Below are 25,826 nucleotides of genomic sequence, written 5' to 3'. Positions count from 1 at the left end.
CCGGGTGCAGATAAACAGGAGGCTGGCCCTGTTAGGAACCAGCCTCCCTGGTGGGAAGACCTCTGCCGGCCAGGTGTCCGGGCTGGACCGGCAGCCGCCTGACTAGCTCACTTCGACCTTGACCTTGGCTTTGCCGGTCGTGCTTGACGGGCGGCCCGGCGACTTTTCCTCTTCGGGTAGTTCAATCCGTTGGGCCAACTCCTGCAGCACAACCTTGAACGCCTTGCGGAAAGCGCGCTTGGCGGCCTTGCCATGCGAACGGGTACCCTCCGGGATCAGCGCCTCGAGGGCCATGCGGGCCTCGCGGGCCGCTTCACACTGGTAACGCATAAAGGCTTCCAGCACGCTCTCCTGCTCGTCGCGGAGCATTTCCTCTTCGGTCTCCACGGACTCTTCCATCGCTTCGGTGATAATCGGTTCCTGCTCTGCCATAGTCACCTTCTCCTGTACCGGTAGAATGCGGGCATCTCTGTTTGATATTACGCAGCGATCAGGCCGGGGGTTGCGGATAAGCGGTCAGTATCCGCGCTCCCAGTCCACCACGTTTAGCAGTTGCTGGCGCGCCAGGTAGCGCCGCAGATTCTCCACAAATACATCTACCGCCCGATCCATGTAGCCGGGCATCATCCCGGCTACATGTGGACTGATGATCAGGTTGGGCGCATCCCAGAGCGGGCTATCTTCCGGCAGCGGCTCTTCCGCGAAGACATCACAGGCTGCGCCGCCCAGCAACCCTGACTTCAGCGCAGCCAGCAGGGCCGCCTCGTCGACAATCCCACCGCGCGCCAGATTGATCAGCACCGCGCCGGGCTTGACCGTACTCAGCACCTCGGCGTTGATCAGGTTGACGGTCTCCGGTGTCAGCGGGGTGAGCACTACAATATAGTCGCACTCCCTGACCATCGACTTAAGCGCCTGCGAAGGATACAGGCGGTGGCACATCACGCCATCCGGATCACCCGTCCCTGGCTCCACATATTCAGGCAGGCTGGCCGGGTGCATGGCGTCGCGCTTGGTTGCCAGCACCTGCATACCGAAGGCCCGGGCCAGCCGCGCCAGCTCGCGACCAATGCTCCCGTAGCCGACAATGCCCAGCGTCGCCCCGCGCAGCAGCCGCGGCGTGAGCGCCTCCCGCTGGCGCGGCCACTCGTGCGCCTGTTGCAGGGCCATGAACCGCGGGAGATGGTGAGCAAAGGCCAGCATCATCCCCAGCGCATACTCGGCCATAGTCACCGCATGGATGCCGCTGGTCGTGGTCAGGAGCACATCGCGCTGCTCAAAAAGCGGATTGCCCAGCAGCCGATCAATGCCAGCGGAGGTCACCTGCACCCAGCGCAGATTGGGAGCCGTCTCCCGATCCGGCAAGACATCCCCCCAGGTCAACAGCACCTCCACTTCCTGCCATACATCCGGCGGGATTTCCGCCACCGTCTGGGCCGGGCGGTGGATCACCTCCAGGCGGGGCGACACGTCACGCAACCGCTGGATGAGCGACTCGTCAGCGTGCAGCGTCACCAGAACGGTCACCTTATCTTCCATGCCAGTTGGCTTTCCTCCTTACACATAGCCGGCCACCGGGCGCAGTTACCGGTTGCTGGCCAGGCTTGAGCATCCAGTAGAATAACACAGTCCGCGCCAAAACCCTATCGCCCGCCCCCGGCAGGATACAGGCAAGCGCCACCGGCGCCAGCAGGCTGTATCCCCGCCAATATGCCCGGCTTTGGCCTTGCCCTGCAAGCCATTTCCGGTACAATGGGCGGCGCCTTCCCCGTGAAACCTGGTCATACTAACCTGCTCGGAGTCCGTTATGCCTGAACACGCTGTAGCTTTGCTGTTGCTGGGTCTGGTCGCCGGCGTGATGTCCGGCCTGTTCGGGATCGGCGGCGGCGTGATCATCGTCCCGGCGCTGACCATCATCATGGGCTACCCGCTGGAAGAAGCGCTGGGTACCTCGCTGGCCGTGTTGATCTGGCCGGTTGCCATCTTCGCCGTGATCGCCTATTACCGCGCCCGCCTGATCAACATCCGGGCAGCTGTCCTGATCGGCCTGGGGCTGGTGATCGCCACTCTGCTGGGTGCTCAACTTGCCATCAATCTGCCCCGGGAGACCCTGCAGCGGTTGTACGGCCTGTTCCTGGTTTATATCGGCTGGCGCTTTGCCGAACCGCGCAAGGCCCTGGCCGCCCTGGCAGCGCGCCTGAATGGCGCGCCCGCCAGCGATCCCGGCGAATCCCGCCTGCCAGCGCAACCGGAAGCATCTTCCTGGCTGGCGTTGCTGGGCATCGGCCTGATCGCCGGGATCGCCTCCGGTCTGTTTGGGATCGGCGGCGGCGTGATCATCGTCCCGCTACTGGTCGGTGCCATGCACTTCGACCAGAAACGCGCCGTCGGCACGTCGTTGGCAGCCCTGTTGCCGCCGGTTGGCATCGGCGGGATCATTACCTACTACAATGCAGGCTACATCCACATACCCACTGCGCTCACGGTAGCCGCCGGGCTGGTCTTCGGAGCGCTGGGCGGGGCGCGCATCGCACTGGGCCTGCCTTCAGCGACTGTCAAACGTCTCTACGGAGTATTCCTGCTCGTCATTAGCCTGCGCTTCATTTTCCAGATCGTTTAGCCGTGCCGGACGCCACACAGAAGAACTCTTTTGGGAGCCAGTGATCACAGTTCTGACAGACGATCTGATCAGAGGATTCACGAAAATTTCACGCAAGCGTAGGGCAAGCGTAGGGCAACCGTCAGGAAAAATATCACAAAGTAGTGTATTTTTATCCTCGAAGGGCGAAATCTCTTCTTCTCCTCCTTTTGACAGCGGCCTGGGGTTCGGCGTCCCCAGGCCGCGTCCGTTTCAACAATCTGGGTCTCCCCTCCGCCAATGTGCTACAATCCACCCCATGACAATCCTGCCGCGCGCCTTCTACGACCGCCCCACCCTGGAAGTCGCCCGCGACCTGCTGGGCTGCGTGCTTGTCCGCCAGCTTAATGGAGAGCGCCTAGCCGGGCGCATTGTCGAGGTAGAAGCTTATATCGGCCAGGATGATGGGGCCTGCCACGCCCGCTTCGGGCGGACAGGCCGCAACGCGGTGATGTTTGGGCCGCCCGGCCACGCCTATATCTACTTCACCTATGGCATGCACTGGTTGCTCAATGTCGTCACCGAAGGGATAGGCCAGCCCGCCGCTGTGCTCATCCGGGCGCTGGAGCCACTGGAAGGACTGGCGCGCATCGCCGCCCTGCGCGCCGGACGTCCACGTCAAGAGTGGACCTCCGGACCGGCCCGACTGACACGGGCGCTGGCCATCGATGGGACGCTCAACGGCGTCGATCTGACCACTACCGGGCCGCTGGTGATCGAGACCGGGCAAACCCCGCCGGAGGCAGCGATCCGTACAGGGCCGCGGGTGGGCATCGCTTATGCGCCGGAACCGTGGCGTTCCCGACCCTGGCGATTCTGGCTGGCGGACAGCGCCGACGTATCCAAAGGGCGCTGACAGCGTTTTATAGATGTAACGGGTCGTCAAATCCGGCTGGTGCAGAGCGCCGGCATGAAACCGTGATCCACACAGAAGGAGTTAACCAACATGGGTCTGATGGACGGCAAGAATGCACTCATTTTTGGCGTGGCGAACAACAAGTCGCTGGCCTGGGGCATCACCCAGGCTCTCCACGACGCCGGCGCGAATATCGGTCTGAGCTATGCCATCCCGCAGCTGGAAAAGCGCGTCTTCCCGCTGGCGGAATCGATCGGCTGCACGTTTGTGGAACGCGCCGATGCCAACAACGACGACGAGCTGGACGCCGTCTTCGCCAGAGCGAAGGAACACTTTGGCCGCCTTGACGTGCTGGTGCACGCCATCGCTTACGCCACCCGCGAGGACCTCAGCGGCCAGTACATCGATACCAGCCGGGAGGGCTTCAAGATCGCCCTGGAAACCAGCGCCTATAGCCTGGTGGCGCTGGCCAAACGCGCCGCCCCGCTGATGACCAACGGCGGCAGCATCCTCACCCTGACCTACTATGGCGCGGAAAAAGTCATGCCCCGCTACAACGTGATGGCAGTGGCCAAGGCTGCTCTGGAATGCTCCGTGCGTTACCTGGCCTACGAACTGGGGCCGCAGAACATCCGCGTCAACGCCATCAGCGCCGGGCCGGTCAAAACGCTGGCTGCCTCCGGCATTGCCGGGTTCCGTACCATGCTCAAGTTCAGCGAGGAAGCCGCGCCGCTGCGCCGCCTGATCACCCAGGAGGATGTGGGCAACACCGCCCTGTGGCTGGCTTCTGACCTGGGAAGCGCCATCACCGGCGAAACGATCTACGTCGACGCAGGCTACAACATCCTGGGCCTGACCATGACCGAGGAGCAGCGGGCGCAGTTCAACCTGGAATAGGCCGCCGCAACGCGCCGCTTTGCCGGGTTTTCGCCTTCCTTCCCGCGCAGCAATAAGGCCGACAGGCGGGTCCGCGAGCAGAATGTTGCGTCTGACCTGTCCATAACGGTATGCTTTTCCACAGCCGGCGGGCGCAGCATTATGCTGCGCGTTCGCCCGGCCTGAACTGGTTTGAGGTACAGAGGATGACGTCATGAGAACAAGAGGCTTATTGGCGTGGGGGATCGCATCGATCATGGCGCTGGCGATCGCGGCAGCGATCCTGCTGCTGGTTCAGCCGCCCGTTCATGCTCAGGAAGCAGCCGTTTTCACCGTCAACGCCACCACCCTGGAATCCCATTACCCGCGCGGCATGACCTTCACCATCGACGCTGCCAGCAGCGCCGGAGAGATCACCCGCGCCACGCTGTTCTATGAGCTACGCACGGGCCTGCGTGAGCGGGCTAACGCCTCACAGGATGCTGAAGGGCGCTGGGTAGCTGAACCTTACCGGCAGGGCGGCGGTCTGCCACCGTGGGTGGACTTCCATTACTGGTGGCTGCTGACCGACAGCGCGGGCAACACCTTTGAGACGGAAAAGCAGTACGGCATCTACGAGGACAACACCCGCGACTGGTGGAGCATCGACACCGAAGACATTACACTCTACTGGTTCGGCGAAATGCCGGAACTGGGCGAGCAGGTGGCCGCGACCATGGCCGAAATGCGCGAATACTTCACCCTGGGCTGGGGCCGCACGCTCAGCTATAAACCGCTGGCGATCCTGTTCCCGCCCGGCGACATCTGGAATGAGTATGTCGCTGGCGGAGTCAACCCCAACGCAGCCGGATTCACCAACCCTGCCGAGGGCTTTACCGTGCAGAGCATGGGCGATCCCCGCAGCCCGGAGCGTCACGAGGAGCTGCGCACCCAGTGCGGCGGCTACTGGTACGGCAACCGGGAGAATACCCCTGAGCAATGGCGGGTGCAGGACACCGTCCACACCATCGTCCACGAGACCGTTCACCTGTACCAGTCTGACTTTAACCGCAGCGGGCCATTCTTCTGGACGGAAGGGCAGGCCGACTACTTCTCCTCGCTCTCCGGCTGGCGCAACCGGGACTCCGAAGCCCGGATGATCGCCTATGGCGCTGCCGGCTACGAGTTGCCCACGCTGCAGGGCGATCAGCTTGGCGGCGGGGCAACCCGCTCGGCGGACGGCTGCCATGCCCTGGGTTACGCTGTGGGCGAGTCGTTCATCCGTTTCATCGTGACCAACTATGGCGGCCTGGAGACTCACCGCCGCATTGTGGAAGCCATGCCGGGTCGGGGAGTCGAGGGGGCTATCGCGGCAGTACTGGGCAAGCCGTTTGTGGAGGTTGAGAACGAATTCCGGGCCTTATACGGGCTGCCCCCGGTAGGACTGCTGCCCACGCCGACGCCCTTCGCCTTGCCGGCACTGCCGATCTTCGCCACGCCGACGCCTTTCGCCCCCGGCAACTGACAGGGCAGATCAGAGTAAAGCGATATGACTAAGAGGACAAGGGGTCTAAGCCCCTTGTCCTCCTGATCGCCCGGCTTAAGACTCCGCCGGCCTCCCGCGTCGGCAGGCGCCTCACTCAAGCGGTTCGACCCGCGCCTCGACAAACTCCGGTTCGAACCGCTTGCGGATAGCAAAAGCGGGGATGTTGCCACCATCCTCAAACACCCGCTCCCGTGGCAGCTCAACCAGCGTCACCCGGACGCCCAGGTTAGGCAGGCGATAGCGCGTCAACAGTTCATGCCCGACTCCTACCCGCAGCAATTCCAGTTCCGAGTCGGGATCGAGACGGCGGGTATAGCCGCGAGCCTTGTTGATCTTCATGCCGATCAGCTTTTCGGCCAGTTCCTGCATCTCCTGTTCAGTCAGCCTGTGCAGCATCTTGATCATGCGTCCGTTGTGCTCCTCTAGTGTGCGGGCGGTGCAAGACCCCGGCGCAGGCGCGATGTTTGATTTTGGCGCCGGATCGGCTAATATCGACTTATGCGGCGCTAGCATTGTAGCACGTGCCGGCCACCTGGGGGAGTGCACCCTTGCTCAACCGACCGGACGCCTATACCATCTCCGGCCTGACCGCCTACATCCGCCACCTGTTTGATGCCGACCTGCGCCTGCAGGATGTGTGGGTGCAGGGCGAAATCAGCAACTTCACCGCGGCGCAATCCGGCCACTGGTATTTTACCCTCAAGGACGAAACCGCCACGCTCAAGTGCGTGATGTGGAAGGGCGACACCATCCGCCTGCGCTACCGGCCGCGCCAGGGCGACGGCGTGCTGGTGCATGGGCACGTCACCGTCTATGAAGCCGGCGGGCAATACCAGCTCTACGCCGACCTGTTGCAGCCCGCCGGGCGCGGCGACCTGAACGCCCGCTTCGAGGCCCTCAAGGCCCGGCTGGAGGCAGAAGGGTTGTTCGACCCGGCCCTCAAGCGTCCCCTGCCCCCCTTCCCCCGGCGCATTGGCGTGGTCACTTCGCCCACTGCCGCCGCCTTTCAGGATGTGCTCAACGTGCTCAGCCGCCGTTTTCCACTGGCCGAGGTCGTGCTCAGCCCAACACTCGTCCAGGGCGATGAAGCCCCGCCGCAAATCGTCGCCGCGCTGGAGCGCATCAACCGCCAGGACGTAGATGTGATCCTGTTGGTGCGTGGCGGCGGCAGCCTGGAAGATCTGTGGGCCTTCAACGATGAGCGTGTGGCCTATGCCGTGCGGGCCAGCCGCATCCCGGTCGTGACCGGTGTCGGCCACGAGGTCGACTTCACCATCGCCGATTTCGCGGCGGACTACCGCGCCCCAACGCCATCCGCAGCTGCCGAGATCATCACCCCCGACATCGAAGATTTGCGCTACACCATTGCCCGCTACCGCGAGCGTCTGTTAGAAGCGGTACAGACCGATCTGGCCGAGCACCGTCGACGGCTGGAAGGCGAGACGCGCTTCCTGACCACGCTTACCCCCCTGCGCCGTATCGAGAGCGCCCGCCAGCGCATCGATGACCTGACAGCGCGTGGCGCGCGCGCCTGCCAGCAGATCGTTGCCCTGCAGCGGGAACGGCTGGACGCCCGCCGCAGGGCGCTGGCCGCCGCCGATCCGCGCGCGATCCTGGCCCGCGGCTACGCCATTGTTGAGCGCGTTGAAGATGGCGTCCGGCTGCGCCGTGCCGCCGATGCCACCCCTGGTGACAGACTGGCCGTGCACTTCGCGCAGGGCAGCCTGCGCGCCCATGTCGATGCCATCAGCGAGGAGTAACCACCCATGACGCAGCAGCCCCTGCCCGATTCCCTGACCTTCGAGGAGGCACTGACCCGCCTGGAGCAAATTATCACCCGGCTGGAAGAAGGTAGCTTGACTCTGGAAGAATCGGTGGCCCTGTTCGAGCAGGGCCAGCGCCTGGCCCAATTCTGCCAGGACGCGCTGGATAGCGCCGAACTGCGCGTCCGCGAGTTGACTGATCTCGACTGAGGCTGGCTGCGCCAGACCGGAAGTGACAATCGGTCTGCTTTGCCAGGAGACTTTTCCCAAGTTATCCCAAAATTCATTTGGGATAACGCATAACGGGTTGCGCGTAAGCAACCGGTCAGAACCACCTGCCAGAGCAGCTTAACACGCAGGATCACACCGGGAAAAAACCAGCAGCGCCGAGACGATCCCCGGCGCTGCTGTCTTTCGTGCCACGCTATTGTGCCTGGCAGGACATGGCTCAGCGGGCTTCGCACCTGATCGCGGTGATCAGCCAGCCGGTCGATCCGGCCTCCACCTGCACACGGGCCAGGGGATAAGCCGTCATAGTTTCCGACCCGGCAGGGAACAGACCACTCACCCGGTAAGCGCCATCTTCCGCCGCCTCGACCGTGAAGGCCACCGGGATATCCTGGGCGCACAGGATCGGGTCGGCCAGGCGCGGTCCATCAGCAGCCTTCGCCGCCAGTTCGGCCAGCAAAGCATCGGCCAGATAGACGCGCCAAGGGATCATCGGGTTCTTCAGCAGATCGTTCGGCTCTCCCTGCCCGATCGTCCGGCGGGTATGTTCGGCATACTGGCCATAGACCAAAGCGATAGCTTCCTCCGCGGCCAGTTCACAGCGTACCCCGTCAATGCGCCAGCCGCCATCTTCCTGCACCAGCGCCACCGCAATGGTGCGCGGGCTGGCCATACCGCTGAAGTACTGGCGCAGGGCGACCAGAGCTGTTTCCTCACCAGCCCGGATCGTATCTGCGCCCACACCAGCAGGTAGATCCTGGGCGCACAGCAGCGGGTCAGCTATTCCGCCACCAGCCGCAACTAGACCATCCAGGTCGGCGATCAGGCTGGCACTCAGCAGATCGGCATCGCGGTAGGCGCCATCCTGTAACGGGTTGCGTGCAGTCCCAGTGGTCGGGTCGTAGCGGCCATAGGCAATGTACTGCTCATAGAAGCGACTCACTACCCCAGCCGGTGTGACTGTTTCCCCACAGGTCACGTCCTCGATCTGCCAGCTCACACCCACCGCCCGGAGCGCTACCGTGACGGTATACAAATTCAGACCAAAACGCTGTTCCAGCAGCACCGCAGCAGTTCCCTCACTCTGCTCGATCAACGTTGTTGTGAAGTCTTGCGGCATGTCCTGCGCGCAGAGGAAAGGATCCACCCAGAGTGGCTCGTCCGAATCCAGGCGGACATCTAATCTGGCGATCAACTCAGAAGTCAGATAGACACTATCGCGGTAAGCACGGTCAACCAGCGGGTTGGCAAAGTTCCCCTCTGCATCCGGCGTGAGATACGCCAGATACCAGGCATAGAAGCGCTCTACAACTGCCAGTGGTGAGGCCGTCTCCTGAGCGGCAGCGACAGGCGTCCCAGCAATATCGGCGACGCCCACAACCGTGAAAATGGCGCAAAACGCCAGCAAAGCAATCCACAAGCGGTACATCGTTTTCCCCCTCTTAAGGGACAGGCTGCGCAAAGTGCCCCCATCAGCGTTGGGTGTGGTCAGCAGCGGATGGCCAATCCTGGCAGCAAGGGTTATGACGGTGATGGCCGGCAGAGGGTTTCCCACTCTGCCATGATGGTCGGGCGGTGGTATTGCCCGGTAGGCAATTCCGGACGTTACTATAAACGAGCGCCCGGCAGCCTGCTTGACGACCGGGTAGCCCTTCCCCTACGGCTACCCTACGCCGGTATGACCGCCCCGCCAGCCTAGCCGCTGCAGGATCAGGCGCGGCGCCATCAGAGCTTCCTCCAGACCCAGGATTATGCCCAGGCCAAAGTAGGCGCTCACACCAAGCGCCGCCGCTAACAGCAGACCGATCACCGGAGTCAGCCTTCCGGTTAGCGTGAGCACCCCCCAGACCAGCGCACCCATGCCCACCGCGGCCAGCGCCGCCCGCCAGGTCAGCGCCCACACCCGTCGCCCCCCAATCCCGCCGATCCGCCGCCGTAGCAGCAGCCACAGCGTCGCCGCTTCCAGCGCGGTGGCCAGGCTCATAGCCAGCGCCAGCCCGGCGAATGGCCCGCGTGCCAGGCTGCCCGGTTCCCCGATTACCCGGATCAGCAGCACATCCAGCAGGACGTTGATTGCCATCGTGATCACGCCGACGATCACCGGCGTCCAGGTGTCCTGCAGGGCGTAAAAGGAACGGGCCAGGATCTCCAGCAGGGCATGCGCCGCCAGCCCCAGGGCAAAGAACTGCAGCGCCCAGGCCGTGCCCGCCGTCGCCTCCGGCAGCCAGCGCCCGCGCTCAAACAGCACCCGTACCAGCGGCTCCGCGATAAGGATCAGGCCGACCGTTGCCGGGATGGCCAGAAAAAGCACGCTGCGTAACACGCCACCCAGCAACCGCTGCAAACCGTCCCAATCTTCAGTGGAGACCAGCGCCGCCAGCGACGGGAAAGCCGCCGTACCGATGCTCTGGCCGAGGATGCCCAGCACTGTGAACATCAGCGTGAAAGCGGTGCCAACGCTGACCTGAGCACCATCAACCATGAATGAGGTAAACGCGGTGATCACCAAAAAGTTAATCTGCACCACTGCCTGGCCGATGATACGCGGGAGCATCAGCCCCAGCACCCGCAGCACGCCCGGCGTGCGGACATTGAGCGAAAAACGCAGGCGGGCATCAACACGGCGTAGGCCCGGAACCTGGATTCCGGCGTGCAGCAGCGCCCCGATCACCGTGCCCCAGGCCACGCCATGAATCCCCAGCGGCCCGGCCAGGAACACCACCCCGCCGATGATCCCCAGGTTGTACAGGCTAAGGGCGAAAGCCGGTCGCCAGAAGTGCTGGCGAGCGTTGAGGATGGCCATCAGCAGGCCGCTAATGCTGAAGATGACGACCGTGCTGAGCATGATCCGCAGCAGTTCAGCCGCCAGACGCTGCTTAGCGGGCGTGTCGCCCGGCAGCAGAACGGCGCGCACCACCTCCGGCGCCAGGACGAACATCGCCGCCGCCAGCAAGGCCGCTGCCGCCGTCCACAGGGTCAGCACTGCGCTGGCCAGTTGCCAGGCGGCATCGCGCTCGCCACGGGCCAGGAAGCCAGTGAACACCGGGATGAAGGCGGACCCCAGCGCCCCCCCGGCGATCAGATTGAAAAGCAGCTCCGGGATGCGTGTTGCGGCAAAAAAAGCATCCAGATCGCTGGACGCGCCGAAAGTGGACCCGACCAGGCTCTGCCGTACCAGTCCCAGCGCCGCGCTGGCTACATAGGCCAGCATCACCACCAGCGCCGCGCGGGCCATCCGCCCGCCGGAAAGCGCCTCAACCGCCTGGGTGTCTGTGTCTGTCATGCTTGTCCATCCCTTGCGGTGGATGAGCTACTCCCTGAAGCGGGGATCCTCCGCCAGAATGCGACGCAGCCCTTCTTCCAGCGTTACCTGTGGGGTATAGCCCAGCAGCTCGCGGGCCAGCGTCAGATCGGCGCACAGGCGCGACGCACCGGAGGGCGTGCGAGAATTCAGCGTCTGCGCCTCGCGACCGGTCACCCGTTCCACCAGGCGCAACAGGTCCCTGACGCTGGTTTCCACCCCGCTGCCAACATTGATCACGCGCCGGTCCACGTTCGACGCGCTCCCGGCAGTAACCAGGGCGTCCACCACGTCATCGATGTACACAAAGTCGCGCGTGCTGCTGCCATCCCCGTGAATGATCACGCTGCCGCCGGAAAGGATGCGCTGCAGAAAGGAAGGGATAACCGGCGGGAAGGACGCCCGCAACGGCTGGCCCGGCCCGTAAGCATTGAAAATACGCAGGCAGACGGCCTCAATCCCCCACAGCAGGCCGATCGTGCGCACGTAATACTCAGCCGCCAGCTTGCTGACGGCGTAGGGCGATTGCGGATTGGGGGTCATATCCTCGCGAACGGGTTGCTCGGCCTGTTCGCCGTAGACCGCGCCCGATGAAGCCAGCACCACCCGCCGGACCCCGGCGTCGCGCATCGCCTCCAGCAGGCAAACCGTCCCACCCACATTGACCGTGTTGTACTCGCGGGGGTATTGCAGGCTTTCCGGCACGTGCACCCGCGCCGCCAGATGGTAGACGCACTCCACCCCCTGCAGCAGCGTCCACAGGCGCGGCACATCGGAGACATCGCCACGGGTGAACGAGACGCGCGGCGAGAGGCGCGTTTGATCGCCATTGCTCAGGTCGTCCAGCACGCGCACCTCGTGCCCGGCAGCCACCAGCCGGTTGGCCAGCGCCGCCCCCAGAAAACCCGCCCCACCGGTGATCAGAACACGCATACGCCTTCCTTTGCGGATACTCCTGTGGATAGCCCGCTCATCTTACCATGTCCGATTCAATCCGGCTTCCACCAAAAAAGCAAAAAAGCGGCCCGGCCAGCGTATGCTATAATCCGACCGTCATCGTGCCCTTCGCCTTTCATCACCGGACATTCGCGCCATGATCCAGCCGCCAGCCGCAGACTCGCCTGCCCCGGCCCATCCCCGTCGCCGGGCGACCGCCGCCCTGATCACGGCGCTGGCCGGGCTGATCATGGCCCTGTGGTGGCTGGGTACGCCCCCCGGCCTGGCCGGGAAAGCCGATGCCATCGGCTACGCCTTCTGCCACCGCATCGCCGATCGCTCCTTCCACGTGGACGGCGTGCAACTCCCGCTATGTGTCCGCTGCACCGGGATGTACATGGGCGTGATGATCGGCTTCCTGGTGTTGGTCGCCGGACGGCGCGGCAAAGCTGCGCACTTTGCCCCGCGCCGCGTGCTGATCGTACTGGCGATCTTCGTGGTGATCATGGGTCTGGACGGCCTCAACAGCTACCTGCACCTGTTCCCCGGCTATGAAGGCCCGTACGAGCCGCAGAACTGGCTGCGCCTGATCACCGGCTCCCTGACCGGCGTTGCCATGATCACCCTGCTCCTGCCAGTCTTCAGCGTTACGATCTGGGCGCGCCCGGCGGCGCAACCGCCCCTGCGCGGACTGCGTGAACTGGCTGCGCTGCTGATCGTGATTGGCCTGGCTGACACGCTGGTACTGCTGGGCAGCGCCCCGGCGCTGATCGTCTTCGGCTATCTGAGCGCCCTCGGTCCCGTGCTGATCCTGACAATGGTCTTTGCCGTCCTGTTCGTCAGCCTGACACGCCGGGAGAACACCGCCCACCGCGCCGCCGACCTGATCGTGCCGCTGCTGGCCGGGCTGGCGCTGACCTTCCTGCTGATCGGCGGCATCGACCTGCTACGCCACCAGCTCACCGGCACCTGGGCCGGGTTTGACTTCAGCCAGTTTGGGTGACTCCAACAGCACTGGGCGGCACGCGCTATGCTGATTGAGTCTGGCGCCCGGCTTCCCAGGGCAACCCAGTGAAGATCGCCTCCGGCGCGCAGCCCACACCAACCAGGGTTGGGCCGGTATGCGCACCCAGCACCGGCGCAATGGTCGCCACAGGCAGGAAGTGGCAGTCAAAGCGTGCCGCCAGCAGACTCCGTAGCTCTTCCGCACCCGTTGGATTCTGCGCGTGCATCACCTGCACGCGCAGGTGGGCGCCTTCGCCGAACTGGTGGGCCAGCACATCAACCAGCGTCCGCAGCGCCCGCTTGAAGGTACGGGCCTGTCCCCGCTGGTAGTAAACGCCCTCATCCTTGGACACCCCGATGACCGGCCTGATCTGCAGCAGCGAAGCCAGCAATCCCTTCATATGGCTGATCCGCCCGCCGTGAACCAGATAGCGCAGCTCGTCCAGCGTGAAGATCGTCTCAGTCGCTGCAGCGATCACGGCCAGCAGGTCAACGATGCGATCCTTATCCCAGCCGGCCCTGGCCGCCCGCGCCGCAGCCTCCACCTGCCAGCCCTGCGGGCCGGAGAGAGTCAACGAGTCGACGAAGGTTACGCGGGCCTCCGGGACCATCTGCGCGCCCTGGCGGGCCGCGTTGAGCGTGCCGCTCAGGCCAGAGGAGATATGCACCGACAGAATCTCCGGGTCATCTCTGGCCAGCGTGCGGTAGAGTTCAGCAAAATCACCGGCGGAAGGCTGGGACGTGGTGGGGTAGCTCTCGGTCTGGGCTAGCAAGCGGTAGAATTCGTCCGGCTGGATGTCCACGCCGCTGCGGTAAGTCTTGCCATCCAGGGTCAGCAGTAGCGGCACCAGATGTACGTTGTCCAGGCCAGCCCACTGCTCAGCGGAAAGATCCATCCCGCGATCGGTCACAATCTGCATCCAGGTCTCCTTCATCAAGGATCGCCAGCCGGTGGCCGCGATCCACCTCCCTGATCAGGTATACCCCCCGAACGGGTGGAAGTTACGCCCGGCCCAGCGTGTGGACAACCAGCAGCATCCCGGCGCTGAAGCGCACAGTGGCGGCGTCCGCGCTGAAGATGTTGCTGATGCCCCGTGCCGGGCCAAAGAGCAGCGTTTCGTCCCGCAGCGGATAGGCCAGCCCATTCGTGACCACCCCTGTCGCCTCCCCGCCCAGCGGGATGAGCGACAGCGTGTCCCCGACCTGGCCATCCAGATGGTGCTCGCCGGGCCAGAGCAACCAGGCGGCTTGCCGCCCGGCTACCAGCCGCACATCCCGCCCGCGCAGAGGAGGCAGGGTCAGCAGCAGGACGTTGGCAAGCGTCTGATCCAGCCGCCCGCCCATCGCGCCGATCACGCACACCGTCTCAGCGCCACGCCCGGCGGCATATAGCAGCGCCAGCTCAAGATCGGTCTCATCTTTGGCGGGCGGATAGCGCAGGATGGTCGCGCCCAGCGCCGCGCAGTGCGCCAGCTCGGCCTCGCTCAACGAATCCATGTCACCGATCACCACCCGCGGGGCCAGGCCCAGGGCCAGCATATGCCGCGCTCCACCATCCGCAGCAATGGCCAGCGCGTCGCCTGCACCCTGCAGGGCGCGGTCTACGAGCGGGCCAGGATTGAGATCACCATTGGCGAAGATCAACGCCTGCATAGCATCTCCTTGTGCAAGCGGCCAGCAAACACGACGCGCCGCCCGGTCAGGGGGCGGCGCGGGAGCAACCGGGATGGCTGTTGGCCTAGCGTACCCGGCGCACCCAGCGCTCCTTGTGCAGCACCAGACTGGTGAGGTCTGTCGCTTCCAGAAAGTCCATGATCAGGCGCTGGAAATTCGTAGGGTCGCTGAGCATGGGGAAGTGCCCGGTCGAGGGCACGATCTCACAGCGCAGAGTGGGCCGGTTGCCACCCAGTAACTGCACCACCCGATCGCCGGGAGGTGGCAGGAAGCGATCATCCTGGCCGTGCAGGATCAGCGTCGGCGTTTCCACCAGGTAGTGGATCTCCAGAGCCAGGTTGATCCGGTCAAAGGACGCCACGCTGGCGGCCAGCGCCGCCTGGGCGGTCTTGGACGCTTCGACCATGTGCCGGTCATACTCCGGCGTCTCCCGTTCCAGATGCTGGGCCAGCAGTTCGGTCGGCGTTACGTCCAACAACAGTCCACGCAAGGGGTTAGCCGCCGGGTCCGGGCGCACCGGCGGCACAGGGTCACGCGGCGGCGGATTCTGCACCGTAACGCGGCTGAGTGTCGTCGGCGGGCGAAACTCAGGCAGCCGTCCGGGCGCCGCAGCCAGCGGGCGGGTCAGACTATCCACGGGCGGCAGGCGCCGCGCTGTCGGCGTTGGTGGCGAAGGCGGACGACTGGCCAGACGGGCTGGCGGCACATCGGAGGTCTCCACAGGCTGAGGGCCTTGCTCAAAAACTGGCGGGCTGATCAGCAACAGCCGCGCCACACGTTCCGGGTGGAGCAGCGCATAGCGGACCATCACTGCCGCGCCCAGTGAATGACCAATGAAAGCCGCTTTGGGGATGCCTAGCCGATCCATGAACTGGCTTAGCAGGTCTACCTGCGCTTCCAGCGATAGCTTTTCGGTGTCCTTGCTGGAATCACCGTACCCCCACAGATCCAGCGCATACGTCCGGTACTTCATGGACAGGTGCTGCATGGACGGCAGCCAGTACCGCCACGAACTCAGCCAGCCGTGCACAAAAACCACCGGGCGGCCCCGACCCAGCACCTCATAGTGCACCAGATCGTTGTCAATGGTTATGGCGCTCATGCTCGCCTTTCACCCGGTCTCGTCTGTCGCCGTCAGGCCCGTTGGCTTATCCCCCGGCATGGACTCCGGGCCAGTTTCCGCCGCTGGCGGCGTGGTCTGGCCTGCTGTATCCGGGCCAGCCACCGTCGTTGCTGGCTGGCCAGCGCTGGCTTCCGGACCTGCAGCGACCGGGCCGGTCAGTTCGGCGCCAGCCGCATCAGGCGCGATGCAGGGGTACGCCTGCAGGATTTCCGCCACCCGCCGCGCCAGGTCGTCCGGGGCAAAGGGCTTGAGGATGTAGTCTACCGCCCCGGCCTCCAGCCCGACCTGCATTTCAATGTCCTGCCCTTTAGCGGAAAGGAACACTACGGGGATATCTTTGACAGTCTCCAGTTGCTTGAGGGCGCGGCAGGCCTCGTATCCGGTCATGTGCGGCATCCGCACGTCCAGCAGGATCAGGTCAGGCATGACCTGCGGGGCCAGCTCAAGCGCCTCAAGGCCATTGGCGGCGGTGTACACCTCATACCCGGCAAATTTGAGCGTAAAGTCCACCAGATCACGAATGTCGCGCTCGTCTTCAGCAATCAGAATCCTGGCCATACGCACTCCATACCGTTCCCGCCGGGGCGGGGACGACCCTCAGCAGAACGCTCATAACCCGGCCTCATCCGCCGGGGGCGCTTCCACCAGCGGCAACGAGACAAAGAAGGTCGACCCCTGACCGACCGCGCTTTCCAGCCAGATGGTACCGTGATGCATCTCCACCAGTTCGCGCGTCAACGCCAGCCCCAGACCGGTGCCCGGCGTCTCGATCACCAGCGGGTGTTCGCTGTAGCGGAAGAAGCGCTCAAACACACGCGCCTGGACTTCTTCCGGGATGCCGATCCCGGTATCCTGCACCGCGATCAGGAACCGGCTATCCTCCAGGCGGATCGACAGGGTGATCTTACCACCTTCAGGAGTGTACCGATAGGCGTTGTCGGTCAGGTTGGTGAGGATTTGCGTCAGCTTGTCCGGGTCAGCATAGGTGATCGGGAGGTCATCCGGGATGTCATCGACCAGCGTCATAGCCTTGCCCTCGCTGACGCAGCGACCGCGCAGGTTATTGAAGACCTCCCGCGCCAGCAAACCAAGCTGCACCGGGCGGAGTTCCAGCGCCACACGCCCGGAATCGATGCGCGAGATGTTCAACAGATCGTCTACCAGCCGGTTGAGGCGGTCGGCGTTGTTCTTGATCGTGGTCAGGAAGTTCAGCTGCAGATCGCTGACCTGGCCTGCCGCCCCTTTGACCAGCAGGTCGGCGTAACCCTTGATGCTCGTCAGCGGTGTGCGCAATTCGTGGGACACATTGGAGATGAACTCGGTCTTCATCCGGTCAACCTCGACATCGCGGGTGATGTCGCGGAAGACCGAGACCGTCCCCAGGAATTGATCGCCGAGATTGACCGGGGCCAGGGTCACGTTGACCACCCGCTCGCCCAGTTCCAGCGTCTCGGAGAAGTATTCGCCGGGGCGGATATCGCCCGGTTCACGCATCCAGGCTTCAATGCGCTCTGCCCAGCGCCGCCCGCCGCCGCCATACAGGCCAGTCAGGGTGCGGATGGAGCGCCCGATCACGTCCTGGCGGCGCAGGTTGAGCACGCGCTCTGCCGCATTATTGAACAGCGTGATCTCGCCGAACTCGTTGGCAAACATCACGCCGTCGGCCACGCCTTCCAGGACAGCATTACTCTTGGAAGCCTCCACCTGTTGCTCGCGGACCATATCACCCAGCCGCTCCGCCTGTTCGCGGATGAACAGGTAGAGTTCGGCGTTGTTGATCGACGTGGCCAGCTGGTTGCCGGCAGCGATGGCCAGGCGCAGATGATCCTGGTTGAAAGCCCCTGGCCGGACGCTGTAGAGCAGCAGCACACCGAGCACATCGTCGCTGGTTTCCAGCAGCACAGCCAGCGTGCCGCGCGGCTCGCGGTGGTGCGGCGCGGTGACCACCCAGCGCGGATCGCCCTGTACATCGTCGATCACCACCGACTCGCGGTTCTGGATCACCCAGCCGGCCAGCCCTTCATCCAAACGCAGACCGGCGTCCATCCCGGCGCTGGCGAACTCCGCGCCCAGTTCGGCGCGTTTGTATAGTCGGGACTGGGCATGATCGATCAACATAATCAGGCCCTGGTCGGCGCCGACAGCCCCAGCCAGCAGGCTCAGCGCCCGGTTCAGCACGCGATCCAGGTCGAGCGTGGCCGAAAGCTCGGCGGTCATGCGGTATAGCACATTCAGCCGGTCGCGCTCGGCGCGCAACTCCTCCGTCCGCTCGTGGACGCGCATCTCCAGGTCAAGCGTCAGGCGACGCAGTTCGGAGAAAAGATTAGTATTCTGGACGGCGACAGCCAGCTGATTGGCGACGGTCGTCAGGACGCGCTGCTCGCTCAGCCCAAAGGCCCGCGTACGCTCCGCGTCAGCCACCACCAGCACACCCACCGCGCTAGGGCCAACCGACAGCGGCACACCCAGCAAACTGCGTGCTTCCGGCAACAGGGTTTCGATCTCCAGGTTGCGGCGTACCTCCGCCAGGTCGTCGCCGACCAGCAGCAACGGGCGATTGTTGCGCACAATCCAGGAGAACTCATCATTCCCCAGTGGCCGGGCTTCCAGCGGGTGCTCCACACCGTCGCGGATCGCCACCGGAAAGCTCAGGACATCGCGCTCCTGATCGTAGATAGCCAGGTACAGCCACCCGGCGCGGGTCAATACCGGGATCTGGGAGCGCACGATCGGCAGCAGTTCGCGCATATCCACCGCCGCCGATACCGCCCGGCTCAGATCGTTGATCAGGAAGGCTTCCTGCACCTGGGCTGCCGTCTCGCTATTCAGGCGGGCATTCTCGATGGCGATGGCCGCCTGCCCGGCCAGCGTCCGGGCGATACGCTGCTCGCGCAGGCCAAAGCTACGGTACTTATCGTTGATGTCGATCTGGATCAAGCCGATGGCATTTTCCCGTACGACCAGCGGCACCACCGCGCGGATGGCGCAGCCCTGCGCCGCCATATCAGTACGCTCATGGGGATGTTCCGCCTCGCCCTGGCGTATCAGAATCGCTACCCGCGATTCCAGCGCCTGCCGGCGCGCCGGGTAGTTTTCCAGCGGCCAGACCGCAGCCGCCCCCGGGAGGAGTGCATCGCCATCACGCCGAACATCAGCGGAGACCACCAGCGCTTGCTCAACCTCGTCCCACAGCATCACCGCACAGCGATCGGCTTCCAGCGCATACGCGACCTGCGTGGCAACGCTGCGAGTCACTTCGCCAAGTTCCAGCGTCAGGGACATCATCTGGGACGCTTCCAGCAGCGTCTCCAGCTCCCGCGTACGGACAAACGACTGCTCCAGCAGGTTAGCGTTCTGGACGGCGATAGCGGCCTGACCAGCGATTGTCCCGGCCAGTTCGATTTGTTCCGGGGTGAAAATGCGTGGCTCACCCGCCTCCAGCATCAGCGCGCCGATCACCTGGCGCCCGACCTGCAGTGGGAGGAGCATCAGGGCGGTCACGCCGCGCTCGACCAGTCGGGCCTGCATCGCCGCCAGCAACGGCTCTTCCCGTACATCGGCTACCACCAGCGGCTGGAAGGTATGCCGGAGGTGAGCCAGCGCCGGATCGCTCAGCGGGATGACTTCGGTTGGTGGGGCGTCGCCGCGCGGCACGGCGATCAGCACCGAGGCGATGTGCAGCTCCAGATCAAAGAGCAACGCCCGCGCTGAGGTAGCCCCCAGCGCCTGCATGCTCTCCTGCAGGGCCACCTCAAAGATGTTTTCAATGTCCAGCGACTGGGCCAGCTTGGTCGAGACGCGGTTGAGCAGGCTCAGGCGCGCGGTTTGCTGCGTCAACTCCTGGGTACGGCGGCGCGCCTCAGCGAAGAGCCGGGCGTTCTCCAGGGCGACAGTAGCCTGGTTGGCAAAGGCCAGGATCAGTTGCTCATCGGCGGTCGTGTAGTAGACCGGCTCAGCTTTGTCCAGGGCCAGCAGACCGATCATCTCCCCCTTGCTGACCAGCGGTGCGCCCAGCCAGCTGCGCATCCCGCGCTGCATCTCTAGCGGGAAGCGCGGATCGCGGGTCATGTCCAGCACGTTGAGCGCCTGCTGGCGAGAAGCCATCTCCTGGAACAGCGGGCTGTCGGCGATGACGGTTGTCTGGCCGATCTGCTCCCCGGCACCGTCGCCGTAACCGCGGATCGCGGCAATCCGCAGGGCATCCCCCTCCCGCAGCCACAGCGTCACCCCGTCGTAGGCTACCACCCGGCCAAGCTGCTCCAGCACCAGCTGGATCACGTCGTCCGGCTCCAGCGTGGCCGTCAGCCGGCTGGAGATATCGGTCAGGGCGGCCAGCTGCTCCGCCCGGCGTTCCAGGTCAGCTTCAAGCTGGGCGCGCTCGGTGACGTCATCCACGAGCAGCACCAGCCCGGCAACTTCCGATCCCTGTTGCAGCGGGTACAGGTAGAGGTTCTGGATGACCGCCTGCCCGCTGACCGTGTGAGCCGGGGCGTTGTACACCAGGCGCGGCTCACCCTCCGCCAGGACAGCGCCCATATCCTCTGCCAACAGAGCGGCTACTTCCGGACGGTAAGCGGAAAGCAGCTGGCCCGTCGCCTCTGGCCCCCAGCCGTAGGCGCGGCGCATGGCGGAGTTGAACAGCGTGATCCGTCCCTCACGATCCAGCACGGCAATGCCCTGCTGGATGGACTCAATGATCGCGCTGGTATAGCCCTGCAGGTCGCGCATGTCCTGGTACAGGCGGGCGTTCTGCACGGCAATCGAAGCCTGCGTGGCAAAGATTGCCGCCCGTTCCAGGCTGTCAGCGGTAAACGGCCGGTCAGAGGCAGTGCGGGCGACAACCAGCACGCCCAGGGCGTGTCCCTCCCGCAGCAATGGCACGCCCATCACCGCCCTGGCCGTGACCGCTTCCGCCAGGGCAATTTGCACCGCGTCCTGCTCCGCAAAGCGGTTGACCGACAGCGGCTCCCGCGTGGCAAAGACGCGCGACGCCAGCAGCCGGTCGTCGGTCTGGGGAATACGCAGGCCTACAAAGCGATCACTGGCTGGCCCTACCCCGGCAATACCCACCAGTTCATCGCGCTCGGCCTGCCAGATATACGCCCCGTCCACCTCCAGGATGGCCAGGCTCTCCTGGCAGATGCTGGCCAGGATGGTGGAAAGATCGAGGGTGGCGTTCAGTTCGTTGCCCAGCCGGACAAGCGCCGCCGAGAATTGCTCGCGTTCAACCGTCCGCTGGTAAAGTCGGGCGTTGGCGATGGTCACCGAGGCCAGGTTGGTCATGCGCTGGACCAGCGCCAGCGTAGCTTCGTCAAAACCAAAAGCACGCTGGCTCTCGCTACCCAGATGCAGGACGCCGATCACATCGCCGCCAGCCGGCATCGGGATCAGCATCGTCGAACGCTCTCCGCCTTCCCACCACTGACGGACATCCGGCTCCAGAGATGGCTCCAGGCTGGCCGGAGCAAAGCGCACCTGCCCGCGGTTGGCCTCCCGCACGGCAGCCAGCGCCGTCCCGGCTGCCGGCAGGGAACCGCCGGGCCGCACCTCGACGCGATCCACCGCGACAAAGCTGGCCTCCAGCAGGTCAAACCGGTCGTCGGCGGCGTTATAGAGGGCCACGCTCATATGAGTGAAAAGCAGGAAGTGCTGCAACCCTTCAGCCACTGCCTGAATGATCTGCTCAACATCCAGCGTGCCGGTCACAGCCTGCATCATCTGGTTGAACAGCGCTTCCTGTTCGGCGGCGCGGCTGGTCTCCTGGTACAGCCGGGTCAGTTCGATGGCGCTGGCAGCCTGGCTGGCAAATAACTGAATCGGCCGCAGACTGTCCTCAGTCGGCGCCCGGCCATCCGTCGGGTCAGCCATGCCGATCAGGCCGATCAGCCGGTTCTCCGCCCCGTAAATTGGCAACAGAATCCGATCGGCGGGATGCCAGCGTCCGGCGGGGACAGCCTCGGCGGGGTCGGGTAGCTGACCGCCGCGCAGGTTCTGAATCACCCACGGCGCGTCATGACGCAGGTAGAAGGCAGCCCCGACCCGGGTCTCGTAGAACAGGGGATCATCCAGCCAGGCACGGAGCTGGCGACCGCTTTCCAGGCTCGCCTGCAGCACATCCAGTTCCGCCTCGGTATAGCCTACGGCGATCAGCGTGGTCGGGTCCAGGTTGGCGTCGCGCAGGGTGATCGACACATGCCGCCACCCGGCGTTCTGGATACCCTGGGCCACTACCTGCAACCGGGAGGGCACGTCCAGGGCCTGCTGAATCTGGGTGGAAACGGCGTACAGGCGCTCCATCAGATCGCGGTCGCGGCGGGCAGTCTGCGCCTCCCGCTGGATCACCTCCAGCAGGCGGGCGTTCTCCACGCCGATCGCTGCCTGCTGGGCGAAGATCTCCAGCGGCTCCAGCGTGGCAGCGGTTGGGCGGCGGCCATCCAGCGGCGCGTCAACAGTCATGATACCCAGCAACCCGCCGCGTGTATCCCGCAGCGGCACCACCAGCGCGTCATCCGGCTGCCACAGGGCGCTGACCTGCTCATCCCGCACGTACTCGCGGTGGTAGATGATCTCTTCATCCGTCAGGAATGGACGCCATTCGGCAGCCCGCTCCGCCGGGAAGAAATACGAGTGGCTGATGCGGAACTTCTCCTGCAGCAGGCCCTCGATCCGCGACCGGCGCAGCACCACCCCCCGCATCGCTTCAAAAGTTGCCAGCGGAATGCCTGCCTGGGCGGTGCGGCGGAAGCCATCGACTGTTTCATCGTACAGGCTGATCAGCACGACCGCGTAACCCGCTGCTGACTGCACAGCATGAGCAACCGCTTCCAGCAACGCATCCACGTCGCGTCCGGCGCGAATGACCTGGCCTAGTTCGAACACCTGGTTAAGTTGTTCCACGCGTCGGCTGAGCAGCTGGTTGCGGCTGATCTGTTCCCGGAAGTGCGTCGCGTTGGCGTAAGCGGTAGAAGCCTTGAGCGCCAGCGCGGTCAGGAAGTCTTCAGTCCGCGCGTCAAAAGCGTCCGGCACACCGGCAAAAACATGAATCGTGCCGACCACCCGCCCGGTGTAATGCACCGGTACAACCAGTGCCGAGGCCGCCCCCGCCGGAGCCGGGACCAGCGCAACGGCAGCGTAGTCCGGGATGCGGACGACCTCGCCGCTCTCCAGCGCCATATGCTCGACCGGCACGATCTCCGTCAACCGATCTTCCGCGCCATGGCGACGCATGATCTCCGGCTGATCCAGGTCGGCCCAGTCCTCCTGAGGAGCCAGCATGAGAATGGTGCATTCAGCGCCAGTGACGCGAATCACTTCCTGGCGGATAACCTGCAGGATGTGCTCCAGTTCGACGCTCAAACCCAGCGCATTGCTGACCCGGCCTAGCGCCTCCAGTTCGGCCAGCCGGGCCTGCAGTGCCTGATCGGTCATAGCCGTCAGACGCTGGCGTTCCACGGCGGCGCTGAGCTGGGCCGCGATCAGTGTCAGGGTGCGCAGTTCAGCCGGGCTGTAATCAGCGCGCCTGCGATTGGCGACGACGAGATCGCCCAGGGTCTGGCGGCCACTCCGCAGGGGCGCGACAAGCGCCTTCCGCAGGCCAAGCTGCTCGATCAGCGGGCGGTACGCGATCGGCAGGGGGCCTTCCCGGAGCAGATCGTTGCTCAGAAAGGGCTGCTCAAACGGAGTTGCACCCGGCAGCAACAGCGGCTGACCCAGTGCCGCGCCACGCACATGTTCCGGCTGCACCCTGAGCGCACCACCGATCTCATCCCAGAGATCGACCAGCGCGATCGGGCTGTCGAACAGGCGGGCGACTGCCGCCAGCGTCTCTCCCACCAGAGCATCCAGAGAAGCGGGAGACACCAGGAGTTCCGCCAGTTCGCCCAGGACACGCGCCTCGGTTGCCTGAGCCTGCGCCTCAGCCTGCAGGCGGGAGTTGGCCTGGATCACCGCAACCTGGGCGGCGAAGATATTCGCCAGCCGGGCATCATCAGGGGTGAAGCTGCTGCCATCCCGCTTGTTGCTGACCAGCAACGCGCCGATCGGACGGCCATTGACGATCAGCGGCGCCAGCAACACCTGGCGCATGCCGACCCAATCGGCCAGCTGTTCAAGGCCGGCTTCTTGCGCCACCGGGTCCTGGCTGAGATCGTTGCACAGCCAGCCCTCCGCCACCCACAGACTGGCCAGCTTACTCCCCGCCGGGACAGGCAGATGCACCGATTCGATCAGCGCCGGGTCAACGCCATAAAAGGTAGGATGTGCCACCAGCACGCTGGCGCGGTCGTCCAGCAGCAGCACGCCGCCCATCTCCGCCCCCAGCAGCGCCGTGATCTGCTCGGCAGCCGCCCGGAACACAGCTTCGGCTTCACCCGCCCGCCCCACGGCCAGGCTGAAGCTCTGCAACGCTCCCAGTTCACGGTGGCGGCGACGGTCACGTTCGGCCAGCGCCGCGGCCTCCACAATCACTGCCGTCTGAGCAGCAAAAAGGCGTAACCGCTGCAATTCCGCCGGGCCAAAGAGTTGCCCGCCACGCCGGTTGCCCAGCAGGATCAGGCCCACCCGCCGCCGCCCCACCAGCAATGGCATCAGCGCCAGCGTGCGCAGGCCCATCGCTGCCGCATGGTCGTGCCAGCCCAGGCTGTCGATCAGCCCGCCCTCGCGCAGATCATTGGCGTACCAGCCCTCGTCACGCAGCCAGGCGCGGCGTGTCAGCGTGCCTTCCGCCAGCGAGTAGCGGGCCGCGGCCACCGCCGCCTCAGGGACGCCATAGAACGGCGGTGCAGGGACCAGCCGGGCGCTCACCGGATCGTAGACAAAGATGCCGCACAGCTCGACATCCATTGCCTCGGCTACCTGACGGGTCAGTGCGGCAAAGAGGGCCTCCCGATCGGTTGCGCCAGCTGCTGCCTGGATGATGGCCTGCAACCCGGCCAGTTCCCTGGCGCGGGCGATTTTCTCATCCAGCAGCCAGGCACGGTCAATGGCTGCGGCGGTCTGATCTGCCGCCGCGCTGAGCAGGCTCAGGTCATCGAAGTCAAACGCTTCCGGCTCCGCCTTGACTACCTGCAGCACGCCAATGAGTTGCCCGCCAATACGCAGCGGCGCGCCAATGTAGCTCTCAAAGAGGGGAGCCTCGTGCCCCACACCGGCATCCGGAGCATGTTCCACCAGCAACGGCTCGCGGTAGGTCATGATCCAGCCGCTGTTGCCCTGGCCTTCCCGCGCCTGGCGCTCCAGGGCCTGCAAGATTGCCCGCTCGCCGACAGCCGCCAGGGATCGCAACGACTGGCCTTCCGCGCTGGCGATCAGCACCTGCCCGGCATCGAAAGGAATAGCCCGGCGTAAAGCGGCCAGGATAGCATTTAGTGTGTCCGGCAGCGGGGCACCATCACCGATGCGCTGGCCGATCTCGCCCAATGTCGTCAGCGCTCGCGCTGTATCCGGGCCATAGACGGTTCGCGCACTGGCGGTATCCCGCAGGATAACCACCTGGTAACGCCCGGTCTCTGCCGGCAACGCGTACGAGGCGGCTTCCACGCGTCGCTGGCCGACCTGAAGCATCGCCCGCCCCTCAGTGGCGAACAGATCGCGGAAGGCGTCCGCCGGGCGAACCTGTGTGGCCAGCAGTTCCAGGTCCGGCTCGCTGTCGTCCAGCGAGAACCACTCGCGGGCATGGCGGTTAGCAAAGGCAATCCGCCCATAGCCGCTGGCCAGCAGGATGGCGTCGGTCGTGCTGGCCAGGCTGACCGGCACCGGCGGCCCGGATGCGGGCGGGTCGGTCTGGGGCCGGTAGCGCAGGGCGACATACACGCCCGCCAGCAGCACCAGACCGGCGATGATGAACACTAGCGCCAGGTTCATGGTCGTACAGCTTTGCTATGGTGCGGCAGGGGCGGGCCGG

18 protein-coding genes are annotated in these 25,826 nt (G+C 64.9%); 7 read left to right on the top strand and 11 right to left on the bottom strand.

Translation table 11 applies throughout. From position 1 onward, the window contains the following. Positions 1-102: 102 nt before the first annotated feature. The gene (locus HPY64_03435) at positions 103-432 is read right to left on the bottom strand and encodes a hypothetical protein (GenBank protein ID NPV66180.1); all 330 of its coding nucleotides are present in this window, start codon (positions 430-432) and stop codon (positions 103-105) included. Between the two features lie 84 nt (positions 433-516). Beyond that, entirely contained in the window at positions 517-1,539 is a 1,023-nt protein-coding gene (locus tag HPY64_03430; GenBank protein NPV66179.1) for a D-2-hydroxyacid dehydrogenase, read from the bottom strand. Between the two features lie 268 nt (positions 1,540-1,807). Between HPY64_03430 and HPY64_03425 the strand changes: the two genes are divergently transcribed. From HPY64_03425 to HPY64_03410, 4 genes are all read left to right on the top strand, one after another. Next, positions 1,808-2,620 (top strand): sulfite exporter TauE/SafE family protein, encoded by an 813-nt coding sequence (locus HPY64_03425; GenBank protein NPV66178.1) that lies wholly within the window; start codon positions 1,808-1,810, stop codon positions 2,618-2,620. A gap of 277 nt (positions 2,621-2,897) precedes the next feature. Further along, the gene (locus tag HPY64_03420) at positions 2,898-3,494 is read left to right on the top strand and encodes a DNA-3-methyladenine glycosylase (protein ID NPV66177.1); all 597 of its coding nucleotides are present in this window, start codon (positions 2,898-2,900) and stop codon (positions 3,492-3,494) included. Positions 3,495-3,584: 90 nt separating this feature from the next. Then, on the top strand, positions 3,585-4,391 hold the full coding sequence (locus HPY64_03415; GenBank protein ID NPV66176.1) for an enoyl-ACP reductase: 807 nt from the start codon (positions 3,585-3,587) through the stop codon (positions 4,389-4,391). A gap of 193 nt (positions 4,392-4,584) precedes the next feature. After that, the gene (locus HPY64_03410; GenBank protein ID NPV66175.1) at positions 4,585-5,874 is read left to right on the top strand and encodes a hypothetical protein; all 1,290 of its coding nucleotides are present in this window, start codon (positions 4,585-4,587) and stop codon (positions 5,872-5,874) included. Between the two features lie 111 nt (positions 5,875-5,985). On the opposite strand, the gene HPY64_03405 is transcribed toward HPY64_03410, so the two are convergent. Continuing rightward, on the bottom strand, positions 5,986-6,300 hold the full coding sequence (locus tag HPY64_03405; protein ID NPV66174.1) for a hypothetical protein: 315 nt from the start codon (positions 6,298-6,300) through the stop codon (positions 5,986-5,988). Positions 6,301-6,443: 143 nt separating this feature from the next. Between HPY64_03405 and xseA the strand changes: the two genes are divergently transcribed. Together xseA and xseB are read left to right on the top strand one after the other, a co-directional pair. Continuing rightward, a complete protein-coding gene (gene xseA, locus HPY64_03400) occupies positions 6,444-7,655 on the top strand; it encodes an exodeoxyribonuclease VII large subunit (protein ID NPV66173.1) in 1,212 nt (403 codons plus the stop codon). A gap of 6 nt (positions 7,656-7,661) precedes the next feature. Next, positions 7,662-7,868, top strand: a complete 207-nt coding sequence (gene xseB / locus HPY64_03395; GenBank protein ID NPV66172.1) for an exodeoxyribonuclease VII small subunit — start codon at positions 7,662-7,664, stop codon at positions 7,866-7,868. A gap of 238 nt (positions 7,869-8,106) precedes the next feature. Here the strand turns inward: xseB and HPY64_03390 are convergent, their stop codons facing one another. From HPY64_03390 to HPY64_03380, 3 genes are all read right to left on the bottom strand, one after another. Then, entirely contained in the window at positions 8,107-9,315 is a 1,209-nt protein-coding gene (locus tag HPY64_03390; GenBank protein ID NPV66171.1) for a DUF3828 domain-containing protein, read from the bottom strand. 234 nt (positions 9,316-9,549) lie between these two features. After that, positions 9,550-11,169, bottom strand: a complete 1,620-nt coding sequence (gene murJ, locus HPY64_03385; GenBank protein NPV66170.1) for a murein biosynthesis integral membrane protein MurJ — start codon at positions 11,167-11,169, stop codon at positions 9,550-9,552. A 27-nt stretch (positions 11,170-11,196) separates the two neighbouring features. Beyond that, on the bottom strand, positions 11,197-12,120 hold the full coding sequence (locus HPY64_03380; GenBank protein ID NPV66169.1) for an NAD-dependent epimerase/dehydratase family protein: 924 nt from the start codon (positions 12,118-12,120) through the stop codon (positions 11,197-11,199). A 160-nt stretch (positions 12,121-12,280) separates the two neighbouring features. Here HPY64_03380 and HPY64_03375 point away from each other — a divergent pair, with 160 nt between their 5' ends. Next, a complete protein-coding gene (locus tag HPY64_03375) occupies positions 12,281-13,126 on the top strand; it encodes a DUF2085 domain-containing protein (GenBank protein NPV66168.1) in 846 nt (281 codons plus the stop codon). 25 nt (positions 13,127-13,151) lie between these two features. On the opposite strand, the gene HPY64_03370 is transcribed toward HPY64_03375, so the two are convergent. The 5 genes from HPY64_03370 to HPY64_03350 all read right to left on the bottom strand — a co-directional run bounded on the left by HPY64_03370 (position 13,152) and on the right by HPY64_03350 (position 25,786). Beyond that, positions 13,152-14,048: a DegV family protein gene (locus HPY64_03370; GenBank protein ID NPV66167.1), complete on the bottom strand. Its 897-nt coding sequence runs from the start codon at positions 14,046-14,048 to the stop codon at positions 13,152-13,154. A gap of 82 nt (positions 14,049-14,130) precedes the next feature. Further along, positions 14,131-14,781, bottom strand: coding sequence for a thiamine diphosphokinase (locus tag HPY64_03365; protein ID NPV66166.1), 651 nt, complete (start codon positions 14,779-14,781; stop codon positions 14,131-14,133). Positions 14,782-14,866: 85 nt separating this feature from the next. After that, on the bottom strand, positions 14,867-15,904 hold the full coding sequence (locus tag HPY64_03360) for an alpha/beta hydrolase (GenBank protein NPV66165.1): 1,038 nt from the start codon (positions 15,902-15,904) through the stop codon (positions 14,867-14,869). 9 nt (positions 15,905-15,913) lie between these two features. After that, positions 15,914-16,483 carry a response regulator gene (locus tag HPY64_03355; protein ID NPV66164.1) on the bottom strand — a complete coding sequence of 190 codons (570 nt, stop codon included), beginning with the start codon at positions 16,481-16,483 and terminating at the stop codon, positions 15,914-15,916. Between the two features lie 51 nt (positions 16,484-16,534). Beyond that, positions 16,535-25,786, bottom strand: coding sequence for a GAF domain-containing protein (locus HPY64_03350; GenBank protein ID NPV66163.1), 9,252 nt, complete (start codon positions 25,784-25,786; stop codon positions 16,535-16,537). Between the last annotated feature and the right edge of the window lie 40 nt (positions 25,787-25,826).

It is taken from the genome of Anaerolineae bacterium, from assembly GCA_013178165.1.
Classification (GTDB): Bacteria; Chloroflexota; Anaerolineae; order Aggregatilineales; family Ch27; genus Ch27.
The sequence above is the reverse complement of the archived record's forward strand: the minus strand, read 5'-3'. Positions and strand labels throughout refer to the sequence as shown.

Excerpts from the sequence above, each read along its gene's own strand:
- HPY64_03435 (NPV66180.1), bottom strand. The coding sequence starts at position 432 with ATGGCAGAGCAGGAACCGATTATCACCGAAGCGATGGAAGAGTCCGTG.
- HPY64_03430 (NPV66179.1), bottom strand. The coding sequence starts at position 1,539 with ATGGAAGATAAGGTGACCGTTCTGGTGACGCTGCACGCTGACGAGTCG.
- HPY64_03425 (NPV66178.1), top strand. The coding sequence starts at position 1,808 with ATGCCTGAACACGCTGTAGCTTTGCTGTTGCTGGGTCTGGTCGCCGGC.
- HPY64_03420 (NPV66177.1), top strand. The coding sequence starts at position 2,898 with ATGACAATCCTGCCGCGCGCCTTCTACGACCGCCCCACCCTGGAAGTC.
- HPY64_03415 (NPV66176.1), top strand. The coding sequence starts at position 3,585 with ATGGGTCTGATGGACGGCAAGAATGCACTCATTTTTGGCGTGGCGAAC.
- HPY64_03410 (NPV66175.1), top strand. The coding sequence starts at position 4,585 with ATGAGAACAAGAGGCTTATTGGCGTGGGGGATCGCATCGATCATGGCG.
- HPY64_03405 (NPV66174.1), bottom strand. The coding sequence starts at position 6,300 with ATGATCAAGATGCTGCACAGGCTGACTGAACAGGAGATGCAGGAACTG.
- xseB (NPV66172.1), top strand. The coding sequence starts at position 7,662 with ATGACGCAGCAGCCCCTGCCCGATTCCCTGACCTTCGAGGAGGCACTG.
- HPY64_03390 (NPV66171.1), bottom strand. The coding sequence starts at position 9,315 with ATGTACCGCTTGTGGATTGCTTTGCTGGCGTTTTGCGCCATTTTCACG.
- murJ (NPV66170.1), bottom strand. The coding sequence starts at position 11,169 with ATGACAGACACAGACACCCAGGCGGTTGAGGCGCTTTCCGGCGGGCGG.
- HPY64_03380 (NPV66169.1), bottom strand. The coding sequence starts at position 12,120 with ATGCGTGTTCTGATCACCGGTGGGGCGGGTTTTCTGGGGGCGGCGCTG.
- HPY64_03375 (NPV66168.1), top strand. The coding sequence starts at position 12,281 with ATGATCCAGCCGCCAGCCGCAGACTCGCCTGCCCCGGCCCATCCCCGT.
- HPY64_03370 (NPV66167.1), bottom strand. The coding sequence starts at position 14,048 with ATGCAGATTGTGACCGATCGCGGGATGGATCTTTCCGCTGAGCAGTGG.
- HPY64_03365 (NPV66166.1), bottom strand. The coding sequence starts at position 14,781 with ATGCAGGCGTTGATCTTCGCCAATGGTGATCTCAATCCTGGCCCGCTC.
- HPY64_03360 (NPV66165.1), bottom strand. The coding sequence starts at position 15,904 with ATGAGCGCCATAACCATTGACAACGATCTGGTGCACTATGAGGTGCTG.
- HPY64_03355 (NPV66164.1), bottom strand. The coding sequence starts at position 16,483 with ATGGCCAGGATTCTGATTGCTGAAGACGAGCGCGACATTCGTGATCTG.
- HPY64_03350 (NPV66163.1), bottom strand. The coding sequence starts at position 25,786 with ATGAACCTGGCGCTAGTGTTCATCATCGCCGGTCTGGTGCTGCTGGCG.